11 protein-coding genes are annotated in these 13738 nt (G+C 30.1%); 3 read left to right on the top strand and 8 right to left on the bottom strand.

The features are described from left to right. Positions 1-71 precede the first annotated feature (71 nt). Positions 72-1490 carry an MATE family efflux transporter gene (locus tag KTC92_RS08945; RefSeq protein WP_216302726.1) on the top strand — a complete coding sequence of 473 codons (1419 nt, stop codon included), beginning with the start codon at positions 72-74 and terminating at the stop codon, positions 1488-1490. 53 nt (positions 1491-1543) lie between these two features. Here the strand turns inward: KTC92_RS08945 and KTC92_RS08950 are convergent, their stop codons facing one another. Next, entirely contained in the window at positions 1544-2194 is a 651-nt protein-coding gene (locus tag KTC92_RS08950; protein ID WP_216302725.1) for a Type 1 glutamine amidotransferase-like domain-containing protein, read from the bottom strand. Positions 2195-2705: 511 nt separating this feature from the next. Here KTC92_RS08950 and gltX point away from each other — a divergent pair. Then, a complete protein-coding gene (gene gltX, locus KTC92_RS08955) occupies positions 2706-4361 on the top strand; it encodes a glutamate--tRNA ligase (protein WP_216302724.1) in 1656 nt (551 codons plus the stop codon). A 36-nt stretch (positions 4362-4397) separates the two neighbouring features. On the opposite strand, the gene KTC92_RS08960 is transcribed toward gltX, so the two are convergent. The 7 genes from KTC92_RS08960 to KTC92_RS08990 form a co-directional block, all read right to left on the bottom strand. After that, complete coding sequence (locus KTC92_RS08960; RefSeq protein ID WP_216302723.1) at positions 4398-5297, bottom strand: sensor histidine kinase KdpD; 900 nt, start codon at positions 5295-5297, stop codon at positions 4398-4400. A 39-nt stretch (positions 5298-5336) separates the two neighbouring features. Beyond that, positions 5337-6074, bottom strand: a complete 738-nt coding sequence (locus tag KTC92_RS08965; RefSeq protein WP_220286445.1) for an ABC transporter permease — start codon at positions 6072-6074, stop codon at positions 5337-5339. Continuing rightward, entirely contained in the window at positions 6067-6990 is a 924-nt protein-coding gene (locus tag KTC92_RS08970; protein WP_216302721.1) for an ATP-binding cassette domain-containing protein, read from the bottom strand. Before KTC92_RS08970 ends, KTC92_RS08965 begins: the two co-directional genes overlap by 8 nt. 19 nt (positions 6991-7009) lie before the next feature. Then, positions 7010-7723, bottom strand: coding sequence for a hypothetical protein (locus KTC92_RS08975; protein WP_216302720.1), 714 nt, complete (start codon positions 7721-7723; stop codon positions 7010-7012). A 190-nt stretch (positions 7724-7913) separates the two neighbouring features. Then, positions 7914-8675 (bottom strand): hypothetical protein, encoded by a 762-nt coding sequence (locus tag KTC92_RS08980; RefSeq protein ID WP_216302719.1) that lies wholly within the window; start codon positions 8673-8675, stop codon positions 7914-7916. Position 8676: 1 nt separating this feature from the next. Next, entirely contained in the window at positions 8677-9579 is a 903-nt protein-coding gene (locus KTC92_RS08985; RefSeq protein WP_220286446.1) for an ABC transporter ATP-binding protein, read from the bottom strand. 127 nt (positions 9580-9706) lie between these two features. Then, entirely contained in the window at positions 9707-10399 is a 693-nt protein-coding gene (locus KTC92_RS08990; RefSeq protein ID WP_220286447.1) for a response regulator transcription factor, read from the bottom strand. A 709-nt stretch (positions 10400-11108) separates the two neighbouring features. On the opposite strand from KTC92_RS08990, the gene KTC92_RS08995 reads away from it, so the two are divergent. Then, positions 11109-13718: a cation-translocating P-type ATPase gene (locus tag KTC92_RS08995; protein WP_220286448.1), complete on the top strand. Its 2610-nt coding sequence runs from the start codon at positions 11109-11111 to the stop codon at positions 13716-13718. Positions 13719-13738 lie beyond the last annotated feature (20 nt).

Here is a 13738-nt window from a genome sequence, read left to right on the forward strand (position 1 = left end):
GAATGTTAAAATATTCATAACAGCGTATAATAATATTAAGGAAACAAATTGATTAAGGAGAAGTGGATTTCATGACAATGAGTAGCGTCACAGAAAGCAATAAAATGTTTGGCGAGGAAAAAATCTGGAAACTGTTATTAAAATTTTCCGTGCCAGCAATAATTTCTTTAATGGTAGCAGAAATGTACAACATGGTAGATTCTATGTTTTTGGGACAATCAATAGGAGCTAATGCAATCGGTGCTTTAACCATAGCCTTTCCAATTCAAAGATTATTTTTAGCTATATCTATGCTTATAGCCATTGGTGCTTCTACCGCCGTTGCAAGAAGCTGTGGAGACGAGGATTTTGAAAATTTAAGAATTATTATACCTAATGCTATAGTTCTAATGTTTATAATAATATCTGTGTTTAGTTTTAGCATTTTTATTTTTCAAGATAAAATTTTACTTAGCTTAGGTGCTTCGCAAAATACATTTCCTCTTGCAAAAGATTATGTAAGTATAATATTAATGGGAGTTTTATTTCAATCCTTTACATTAATTGCATCTTATATTATAACTGCTTTTGGAAACACTAAAATAGTTTTATTAAGTACTTCTATTGGAGCAATTTGTAATGTAATTATAGATTATTTCCTAGTAAATATATTTTCATATGGAGTAAAGGGAGCTGCTATCGCAACAGTAATATCTCAGATAATCGCTTTTATATATGTTTTAATTGTATTTATAAAAATAAAAAAGGGATTAAAATTTTCTTTTAAATTAACCCTTAATAAAGCAGTATCAATTGGAATAATATGTGTTGGGTTTTCAACCTTTATAATAGAGATATCAGATGCCGTAGTCGCTGCTATCTTAAACAATTTACTAGCCTCTTATGGCGGAGATTTGGCCATCGTAACAGTTGGTTTAACTACAAGAGTTTCAATGTTTTTGTTTATGACGATTATGGGTATAAGTTCAGCTATGCAACCTATAGCCGCATATAATTATGGTGCTGGAAATTATACAAGATTAAAAGAAGTTGTTAAAACATCTATAATTGCAGTATCTGTAAGTTCAACTTTATTATGGGCAATATTCATGATCTTTTCAAAACAACTTATAGGATTATTTATAAATGATCCTGCCATTATACAACAGACAGCAAAGGCTTTTAAAGTAGTTATAGCTGTATTCCCTTGCATTGGAGTATATTATTTATCAATCGCCTATTGCCAAGCTATAAATAGAGTTAAAGCCTCTTTAAAATTATCTATTTTTAGACAACTAATAGTATTTATTCCACTAGTATATGCCTTTGTAAGTGGTTTGGATATGGGTGTATTTGGAGCATGGCTTGCTTATCCTGTATCGGACATGATATCCTTCATTACAGCTGCTATATTCATTAAATATACTTATATTTCTTTAGAAATACTAGAGATGCATCAAATTTTCAAGAATAATAAGACTAAACTTAGACTTGCTAATGCAACTATTTAATATTTTATATTTCCAGTAAAAGTCGATGTATAAATTATTACATCGACTTTTAACTAAGCTTTCCTTATTTCACCTTCTTTTATCATTTTTATATCCCCATAAAAGTGCAATTTATTATCAATCACAATGATTCCATCGCCATCATTACATGTATAAACTGTATTGCCCGTATTGTTAGAATACTCCTTTAAATCCTCTAAATAATGACTGTGATGATTCCAATGCGGCATAAAGTCAAAATCAACTAGATCTAAAGATGATAAATCTGATAATCCAACTATATCTTCATCACCAAATTGTGCAGCTGATATGTCTTTTGCCATCATTATTGCCCCTGCGCTTAATCCTATAACATAACCTCCATTTTCAACATACCTTCTAAGTCTAGTTATAAAATATCTTTTCTTTAAGCTATTTAAAAAATAATAGGTATTCCCTGATGATAGATATATTACTTCCGATTTAAATATTTTATCTATTTTTTCTATATTACAAAAATAATCTATATCAAAATAATTAAATTCGAAGTTCCCATATTCACTTAACTTATTTTTTGTTTTTTCAAAACACTTTAAATTTCTATCAGTCATTGAAGGTATATAGCTTAAAGTATATTTTTTATCTAAAAATAATTCTTTCATCTTTTTTTTCAAAAAAACATTATCTTTTTCAGTAAAATCGCTTAGCAGAACCAATGCTCCCATATCATCATCTCACTTCCATATTTTTCCCTTAAGTCTATACTTTTGATAACTTCTAATTATATGTTTCATTTATTTTATATATTATACCTTATTTTTCAAAACCTAGACATTTGTATAGTTTTATTGCTTTTTCAGTAGCCATAGGTGCACTTCTAAAGCTTTGACTTCTTATACTTTTTCCACTCGTGATGCTATTCTATTCTATACAACTACATCTTGACACCTTATGTAATTCTAAATGCTAGCCTTATTATAAAATTGACGCCAAGTTATCTCCCAATATATATATATTGTTAATTTTTGCTTAAAATATAATTTGTTGTATGTTGACAATCTAGATAATATATGTATAATTAGTGTTAACTATAATGGAAAAGAAAAGTAATTGTAATTTCAATTTAAAGATAACCAATAAGTTTACCTTTCATCCTATTATAGGATGATAGGTTTTTTTATTTTTAATTAAATTATCACGTACATTGCTTCACTTTTATAAGAAAGGATGATTAAAATGGATTATATAAAACTATCAGATTTACTGCTCCCTAACATAACCACAACTCCAGAACACTATAGAGAGTTTTATCCAAAAAGAAATCTTAAACCTAATGCTATGGTTACAAGATATGCCCCAAGTCCTACTGGCTTCCAGCATCTTGGAGGTGTATTTGCGGCTCTTATATCTGAAAGACTAGCTCATCAAAGCGAAGGAATATTTTATCTTAGAGTAGAGGATACTGACAAAAAGAGAGAGGTTGCTGGCGCCATTGAAGACACCACTAACACTCTAAGGGATTTTGGAATTCTTTTTGATGAAGGAGTTGTAGATTCTGATAATGAAAAGGGTACATATGGACCTTATAAACAAAGCGACAGAATTAGTATATATCATGCTTTTGTAAAATCACTAATAAAAAAAGGATTAGCTTACCCTTGCTTTTGCACTGAAGAAGCTTTAGATAACACAAGGAAAACTCAACAAGAACTTAAAATTAATACAGGGTATCATGGAAAATGGGCTATTCACAGAAATTCTAGTCTTGATGAAATTAATTCTGAGTTATCAAAAGGCACACCTTATGTTATAAGACTTAGATCTCCTGAAGAATCAGGTCGAAGAGTAGTTTGTAATGATTTAATTAAAGGAACTATAAGTATGCCAGAAAACGACCAAGACATTGTGATCCTTAAAACTAATGGGATTCCAACATATCATTTTGCACATGCAGTAGATGATTATTTAATGGGAACAACCCATGTAATCCGTGGTGAAGAGTGGCTTTCGTCTCTTCCTATACATTTGCAACTATTTGAAATGTTAGGATGTACTCCTCCAGAATACGCTCATATACCTACAATTATGAAAATGGATGGGACATCAAAACGTAAGCTCAGTAAAAGAAACGACCCTGAAATTTCCGTAGATTTTTATAAATCTCAAGGTTATCCTTTTATAGCTGTAACTGAGTACCTTGTAAATCTTATTAACTCTAATTTTCAAGAGTGGAGAGATACCCATGAAGATGAACCTTGCACAAACTTTAATATCACCCTTGAAAACATGAGCAAAAGTGGAGCTCTATTTGATATTTTAAAACTTAATGATATTAGTAAAAATGTTATAGCCACTATGGATGCATCCACCGTATACGACCTTTATCTTAATTGGGCTAAACATTATGATACTACAATTGCAAATGAACTAATTGAAAATGAAGATTATTCTAAAAAAATATTTAATATTGAAAGAGAAAATGAAAAGCCAAGAAAAGATTTTGTAAAATGGTTAGATGTAAAAGAACATATTGAATATTTCTTTGATGATCTTTATAAAAACAGCATAAAAGGTAGTTACAATTTCCCTACCCATATACCAATGGATGAGGTAAGAAGAGTACTTACTAGCTATATAGATGTATATGATCATTCCCATGATAATGACACCTGGTTTGCAACCCTTAAAGCGCTAGCACTCGAACTTGGGTATGCAAAAAATGCTAAAACTTATAAAAAGAACCCAGATTTATTTATAGGTCAACTATCAGATGTTGCCACAATAGTAAGGGTAGCAATAACCAATAAAACACAAACTCAAGATTTACATGAAGTAATGCAGGTTATGGGTGAAAACCGTGTTATTGAAAGATTAAGTCAAAATTTTATTTAAGAAATAAAATTGCCACCTACATGTAGGTGGCAATTTTTATAGTCTTTTAAATTCACAACAAATGCATAACACGTCATTATTAATATCCGCTATTATGACTGCATTCATTTTTTCTACTAATGTTTTTACAATAGAAAGTCCAAGTCCTGTTCCTTTTTCTGAGCGGGTTTTGTCTGCCATGTAAAATCTGTCAAAAATCTTTTCTACATCTTCCACAGATAAATTTATAACTGTGTTTGTTATTTTTAATAATACCACATTTGAGTTGGTTTCTAAATAAATCGATACATTATCTCTTGCGTATTTAATAGCATTACTTAACAGATTTTCAATTATTCGCTCTAAAGATTTTTTTTCTGCTATTATATAAATGTTTTGATTTGGTATTTGTATATTGGGCTTCAAATTTCTACTTGTAAAATCACTATACTTGCCAAGTAATATTTCTTGCAATATATTAGTGATATTTATTTTTTCAAGATTCAATTCAAAATCTTGGGATTCAACTAAAGATAGTTCATAAAAATCATTTAATAAGCTTTCAAGAGATTTAGTCCTCTGCTCCGATATGTTTAAATATTCCACTCTTTCTTCATCACTTATATTATCTAGTTTTAAAAATTGAATATATCCTTTTATTGATGTTAATGGCGTTCTAAGGTCGTGTGACATATTTGCAATGTTTTGTTTTAGATCATTCTGAAATTTAATTTTGCTTGCTTCACATTGTTTTCTCATGTTTATAGTGTCATTAATAACTTTAGTTAATGCTTCAATTTCTGGATTTATAAGACCTATAGTTATTTTTTTATCTATATTGTTTTCATTGATATCTATAAGCTGATTTGTTACACTTATTACTTGCTTTTTCATATAAAATAAGCGAGCAAACAAAATCACCGATGCAACTAATAGTCCTACAATTATAAATATCACTTTATCTCCCACCTTTGCTATATATGTTTTTTTCTAAAATCACTTAATCTCTGCTTTGTTAAAAAAATACACACTTAATAATGTTGAAACTACTATTGTTGTTATAGCGACTCCTATTATTTTAAATCCCTGTGAAAATTCTACATAATGCGTGTCCAAAAACAATGATTGACCAAATATAGTTCTAGTGTAAATTTCACCACTAAGGTATTTTTGAAAAACTAAACCTCTGCAAGTTCTATTAACTGTATCTACTAAAATAAACGCTCCCACTGTAATTATGCTATTTCTAGCTATAAATGATATTAAAACTGCAATACTTCCTATGCCAATATATATAAGAACCATAAGAAACGATAATTCAAGTATAAATGCAAGTGAATTCAAAGTAAATACCTCACCATATCCGTTCATAATAGTGTTTATTATAGTAATTAAAATTGGAGACGTTAAACTAATAATTGCAATGCCAAAATAATAACTTATACTTTTTGCTATAACAATATCCCGTCTTTTATGTCCACAGGCAATTAAATTTTTTATACATCCAGTGCTAAATTCATCGCCTATATAACATGCCGCAAACGCGCCTATTAGCATGTATAATGCTATAAATTCTTGTGCACCAAACACCTGTAATAGCACCTGTTTTCCCGTCATTTCCTTACTAAATGTTATAGGACACAAAATTGATTGAACTACCATTAATACTAATATCAACTTGAATGTTTTTGATGTTTTCAATTTGTAAAATTCAACTTTTAATAAATTAAGCATTTAATGCACCACCTATTACTTTAGTAAAGTAAGCTTCTAAGTCATCTCCCATAGGCATAATTTCTTCTACTGAAATTCCTTCCCCTGAAAGGACCTTCGACACTTTCCCTGCATTATCTACATAATCATATAATTTAATAATATTATTAGGTAAAACCTGAAAATTCGTTGTTTGTAACTTTGTATTTAACACAACTGATGCTTTAGCAGCATCGTCTACTTTAATGTGAATAAGTTTTTTACATTTATCCTCTAATTCACTATCTGTAATTTGTTCTATGAGTTTACCATTATGAATTATTCCATAGCAATTTACCAGTTGATGAAGTTCTGCTAATATGTGACTAGATATTAACATTGTAACTCCATTTTCAATGTTTAGCTTTTTTAATAACTCCCTTATCTGTATTATTGCAATAGGGTCTAATCCATTAATAGGCTCATCTAACATTAAAAATTCTGGTTCACTAAGAAGTGCCATTGCTATTCCTAATTTTTGTTTAATGCCTTTAGAAAAATTTCTCACCTTTTTATTCTTTAAATCTACTAATCCTACATCATTTAAAACTTTTTCTATACACTCTTTTCCTGGTATACCCTTTTGAATCCTTTCAATTTCTAAATTTTCATAAGCAGTCTTATTAACATAAATTCCAGGTATTTCTATTAAGCACCCCATGCGCCTTCGACTAGCTTGTATATTACTTTCATCACTTTTCCCAAATAACTCCAAACTTCCCCTATCCTTTACGCAAAGGCCAGCTATAACCCTCATTAATGTGGTTTTACCCGCTCCATTTAATCCAATAATCCCATATATCTGCCCCTTCTTAATAGTCATATCAACAGTATCTAGCACCTTTATTCCTTTATATATCTTTGAAACTGCTGTAGTTTTTACTATTACATTATTCATAATGTGCTGCACCCTTTCTTTACATATTTTTTTTATTAATTATAATGCAAGTTGCTATAAGAAATATAGACCCACTAATAAGCATCACTATTGACTGATTAAAATTGTATTTCAAATGATAAAATCCTATATTAGCATTGTAAAATGGTGAATTTCTTATAACACCTTTTAATGTTTCATTTTTGCTTGATGATAGTGCCTGTGCCAGTAGTACCAAAATCAAATCAAAATACAAGACATAAGTAATTATGCCAGTAAATATTCCATTAGCTGTGCAGGCTGAAACCAGCAATATAAAAGAACCTATTGTAAATTCATAAATTAAAAACACATACAAATTATTTCCTAAGATTTTAATATTTAATAAATTTGAAGTGCCTTGTCCACCATATATACTAAATATAACTGCTACAATTTCATAAAATATAAGATAAACTAAAGCCATCATACAAAAGCTAATCAATTTTGAAATAATTATTTCACTTCTACTAAATATACCAGTAAAAATTATTCTATCAGTCTTATTTTCAAATTCCTGTGCTAATGAAAAACAGAAACTAGTCAACCATATATATGGAATAGCCGTAAGTACTACAAAAGAAATATATGTTGATTTATCTATTATTAAAAGCAAAAGGAATATAGGTATAAGGATAACCACACTAATTACTATGTTTTTAATGAAGTTTTTTCTTTTCATTTCCAAGGTAAGAACATTTAATATTCTTTTCAAATCTAATCCCTCCATTATTATAACATTTGACGAAAATAGCCATCAAATCATCACCTTCGGTGCTGCAATATTAACGACTTCTGAAGGAGATTTAGACTCCCACTGAGGTTTTATTTTTGTTATAGCATGTAACTCCCACTTATAGAATTGGGAGACTTTCCTTCTGAAATGTCGTTAAACAATACTCCCTCTATTTAATCCCCCTTTTATTTATAATAAACATTGAAGATGCTAAAAAAATAACGCCATAAACTACAGCTATTAATAATTCGTATCTATTGGCTCCTCCCAATGTTAAATTCATTGTGCAATCTGTCCAAATGTAAAAAGGTGTTTTAGCGTAAATTGAAATTTTTTCAATAAATAATGGTTCCCTAAAGACTTTAATTATCAATCCAGCATTATAAAAATTTATAGCACTTAAAAATAATATAATAAGCAAAATGCTTTTCTTTTCGCTAAAAGTAATAGAAATTATAAGAATCATTAGCGATCCCATTGAAAATGTTACCGCACTATAAGTAATAATTATTTGTAAATGATTTATGCTTAAAAATCCAGAAATTCCTATTTTGCTATATTGTAATATAGCTACCAATAAACAATTTAATTCCACTAATATTGAAACAAATACAGATAACATAATTAGTGACATTATTTTAGAAAACATTATTTCAACTCTTGTAAAAACTCCTGTAAAGAGGGTTCTAGTAGTATTAGATCTTATATCATTTCGAAGAATTGACACACTCATATATAATATTGCAATAAATAGAAACCGCCCAAATTCAGAAGTATGATCTATAATTTGAAATGATTTCATTGATCTTATCTGAACTAAAACAACCCACATAATAGAATAAGCAAAAGCAGCTAAAATTAATAATATTGACTCTGTCGAACGTACTATATTTTTAACATTCAGGTAAGATAACTTTAATAACTTAAGCATTTTACTCATCTCCTATAGTCCTCAAATATTTTTCTTCTAAACTTTCCTTCACCTCATATACTCCTGTAAAAGGTATTTTTGCAGAGCTTACATCTAAAATTAAGCTTTCTAATTCAAAAGCTTTTATAGTTACATGAATAGTGTCTTCCCCTAAAATTTTATAAGTTAAATTTTTAGTTTCAAAAAGTGTTTTAAGTTCATGTAATTTACTAGTTTTAAAAGCAACAACATCATTATCTTTTTTAATTTTCTTTAAATTTTCAACCTTTATTAGCATGCCTTGTTGTATAAATGCAACTTTATCACACATAAGCTCAATCTCTGAAAGAATATGACTTGACATCAATACCGCTGTTTGTTTTTCCTCAGCTATGTACTTTATAAATTTCCTAAGCTGAGGCACTATTGCAGGATCTAATCCATTAGTAGGTTCATCTAATATTAATATAGGTGGATATGATAAAACTGCTTGGGCCACTCCTAATCTTTGCTTCATTCCCAATGAGTATTTTTTGACTTTCTTATCCATATAACCGTCAATACCTAATTTTTTAATAATTTCATCTATTTCTTTCTTATCTTCTAATCCAGATACCGCTGCGAAAAAAAGTAAATTTTCATAACCTGTTAAATCCGGATAAAAGCCTGGTGTTTCTATAACACAACCAATCCGTTTTGTCTTGCACCTTTTAATACTTTTTATATTTTCTCCTTTTATATAAACATCTCCATCATATTTTTTAACTAGACCCGTAATAATTTTCATTAACGTAGTCTTGCCTGCACCATTCGGACCTACAAGTCCAATAATTTCTCCTTCATTTATAGATAACTCTACTTTATCTAGCACCTTTTGCCTTCCATAAACTTTACTAATATTACTTACCCTTAAAACTTCACTCACTTTAACTCCCCCAAATTTTTTATTTCTTATATATTTATCTTAATACTCAATGCATAAGAGAAATTAAAGAACTCCTTAAGAAAACCTTAAGAATAAAAAAATAACTAGCGTATTTACTAGTTATTTTTTATGATATTTTATATCCCATACCCCATATTGTTTCTATATATTGTTCATTAGGGTTTGCCTTATGTAATTTACTTCTTAAATTACTCATATGAACATTAATTGTATTGTCATCTCCTAAATACTCACTTTCCCAAACACTTTCAAACAAATTAGCTTTACTAAATACTTTTTTAGTGTGAGACAGAAACAACTCAAGTATTGTAAATTCTCTAGCTGTTAATATTAACTCCTGGTTATTTACAATAACTTCTTTAGTTTCTTTGTTTAGAACTATATCTTTATATGTTAAATTCCGCGCACAATTATCACTATTATTAAAATCCATATATCTTCTAATATTTGCTTCAACCCTAGCTGAAACCTCCCCTATATCAAAAGGCTTTGTAATATAATCATCTGCTCCTAGCTTTAGCATATCTATTTTATCTTGTTTATCTATTTTCGCTGAAATCACAATTACTGGCATTTGCTTAATTTCCCTTATACCCTTTAATACTTCGTCTCCATTCATTCCAGGCAACATTAAATCAAGTAGTACCAATTGAAAATCATTGTTTTCAATATACATCATAGCCTCTGTACCTGAATAAGCTTGTCTTACGTTATAATTATCTTTTTGCAAAAGTCTAGCTAACATACTATTTATATAATCATCATCTTCTATCACTAATATATTAATATCCTTATTCATACTCCACCCCCAATCTGCAACCTTTATACCACCTATTTCATTATGTATTTATTGTTTTTTTAAGGGTATCCGGAAGGTTACCCTTATACTATATCATGATTTATACTTTTTTATTTTAAATATTACCATTAAATCTTCTACGGAGCTGCAACAGCTTCGCAGAAGGTGCATTGACGACTTCAAAAGGAGATTTATACTCCGACTGAAGTTTTCTATTTGTTAGGGTAAGTAACTCCTACTTATAGTAGGTACTCTTGCTTATAGAAGTGGGAGACTTTCCTTCTGAAATGTCATTAAAAATTATGTACTTACACTCTCTTATTTTTATCATAATTAACATTTGCAGTTACCTTCATCTCTTAATATATTGAATATTTGATATATTTATGTTGACAAATTCACTTAAAAATATTAGTATATGAGTATAAAGATTATGTACGGGTTACAAAATAATATATGTAGAGGGAGTAACTTCCTGTTTTTTTTAGCAGGTTCAAAGTCGTCACCACGGATTAAATCCTGGCTTTGATAACTTCTAAAGTTTAGTAAGACTCTACAATTGATATAACTATCAATTGTAGAGTCTTTTTGTTTTGCCCTGTTATTATAATCAATAGTTTTATATCTATTTTTATTAGCTATTTTTCATTTAATAGTAATAAAACAGAGATAGTGCTTACACTATCCTACTTTGAGAAGGGGGACAATAATGAAAATATTTTATAATCAAACATCAAAAGAAGTGATGAGCACTCTGGGGGTTAATGACAAAGGACTAGATGACCTTGCAATAAAAAACAGGCGGGAAGAACAGGGCTTTAATGAATTAACTGAAACTGCTAGAAAAAGTCACATACAGGTGTTTTTAGATCAGTTCAAGGACTTTTTAGTATTAATACTTATAGGCGCTGCAATAATATCAGCCTTTCTTTCAAAGTTTGAGAGTACCCTTGTTATAATTGTAGTTGTTGTTATAAATGCGATTCTTGGAACTCTTCAGCACATTAAAGCAGAACAATCTTTAAAAAGCCTTCAGGCTCTTTCTTCTCCCACAGCCAAGGTTCTAAGAAATGGTCAAAAGCTAGAAATCCCCTCAAAGGAATTGCTGGTTGGAGATATCTTATATTTAGATGCAGGAGACTATGTAAGTGCTGATGGAAGAATAATTGAAAACTACAGTCTTCAGGTAAATGAAAGTTCTTTAACAGGTGAGTCAGAAAGCGTTTTAAAAACAACAAATATAATAAATGAGGATAATGTATCAATTGGTGATAAAAAAAATATGGTGTTTTCCGGAAGTTTTATAACCTATGGAAGAGCTGTTGTTTTAGTTACATCTATTGGAATGAAAACAGAACTAGGTAAAATAGCTAACCTTTTAGAAACTGCAAAGGAAAAGAGGACTCCATTACAAGTTAATTTGGATAACTTCGGTAAAAAACTTGCCTTTGTTATACTTGCAATATCAACTCTTATTTTCGCTCTCAATATATTTAGAGACTATGCAATTATTGACTCCTTCATGTTTGCTGTATCTCTTGCTGTTGCTGCAATACCTGAAGCCTTAAGCTCAATAGTAACAATAGTTCTTGCCATTGGAACCCAAAAAATGTCTCATGAAAATGCTGTTGTAAGAAAGCTTCATGCAGTTGAAAGCTTGGGAAGCATTTCAGTGATATTCTCAGATAAAACTGGGACGCTAACACAGAATAAAATGACTGTACAAAAGGTATATGTTGATGAAAAAGTATTGTCTCATGATGAACTTGACCATGATAATCTTTTGGAAAAGAATCTTGTACTAATGGCGCTATTATGTAATGATGCTGTAACTATTAAAGACAAAGAGATTGGTGATCCCACTGAAGTTGCACTTGTAAACCTAGGTGAATTATACGATTTGGATGAGCTAGATATCAGAAAAGACTATCCAAGAGCTTTTGAGGTACCCTTTGATTCCGATAGAAAACTAATGAGTACAGCAAATAAACTTAAAGACAAAACCTTTATGATAACCAAGGGTGCACTTGATGTACTTTTATTAAGGACAATAACTATTGTTACATCAAGTGGAGTTAAAACCCTCACTGATGATGATAAAACGGAAATTGAAAGGGTAAATAGGGAATTTTCTGAAAGTGGACTCAGAGTTTTAGCTTTTGCTTATAAAGAAATAGAAAATGGAAAAACAATTGATACATGCGATGAAAATGACTTGACATTTGTAGGTCTAATTTCCATGATGGATCCTCCAAGAGCGGAATCTAAAGTCGCAGTTGCAGAATGTATCAAGGCTGGCATTAAGCCAGTAATGATAACTGGAGATCATAAAATAACCGCTTCTGCCATAGCTAAACAAATAGGTATATTAAATAATGGATCTGTTGCTATAGAAGGCTATGAAATTGATTCCTTAAATGATGAAGAGCTTAAATCTAAGGTAGAAAATATTTCTGTATATGCAAGAGTATCCCCTGAACATAAGATAAGAATAGTAAGAGCATGGCAAGAAAGAGGAAATGTAGTGGCAATGACCGGTGATGGTGTAAATGATGCCCCTGCTTTAAAACAAGCAGACATTGGTATAGCTATGGGAATAACGGGTACTGAGGTTGCTAAAGATGCTGCTTCTATAGTACTTATGGATGATAACTTTTCAACCATTGTAAAGGCAATTTCCAATGGCAGAAGTATATATTCAAACATAAAAAATTCAATCAAATTTTTATTATCTGGAAATTCTGCCGCTGTAATCTCGGTGCTTTATACTTCACTTGCAGCGCTTCCAATGCCTTTTGCACCAGTGCACCTTTTGTTTATCAATTTGGTTACAGATAGCCTTCCAGCTATTGCAATAGGACTTGAGCCTCATAATAAAAATATAATGGATGAAAAACCTAGAAATATAAACTCACCTATATTAAATAAATCCTTTTCAATAAAAGTACTACTTGAAGGGTTACTAATTGCACTATGTACAATGACAGCGTTCCATATAGGATTATCCACCGGTGATACTGTGGTTGCAAGCACAATGGCCTTTGCAACACTGTGTTTATCAAGACTGCTCCATGGATTTAACTCTAGGTCACAAGAATCAATATTTAGAATAGGAGTTTTCTCAAATAAATATTTATGGATTGCCACTATATTAGGTTATTTACTTTTAGAATTTGTTTTAAGCTTTAAGCCATTTATGGGAGTTTTCGAAGTAGCTACTTTAACAATAACCCAACGTGCTATGATATATGGACTCTCCCTTATGCCTCTAATTCTTATTCAAATATATAAACTATTATTTGTAAGAGCTCATACGTAATATACTAAACTATACAAGGG

The organism is Clostridium sp. CM027 (assembly GCF_024730565.1).
In the GTDB taxonomy this organism is placed as follows: Bacteria; Bacillota; Clostridia; order Clostridiales; family Clostridiaceae; genus Clostridium_AD; species Clostridium_AD estertheticum_B.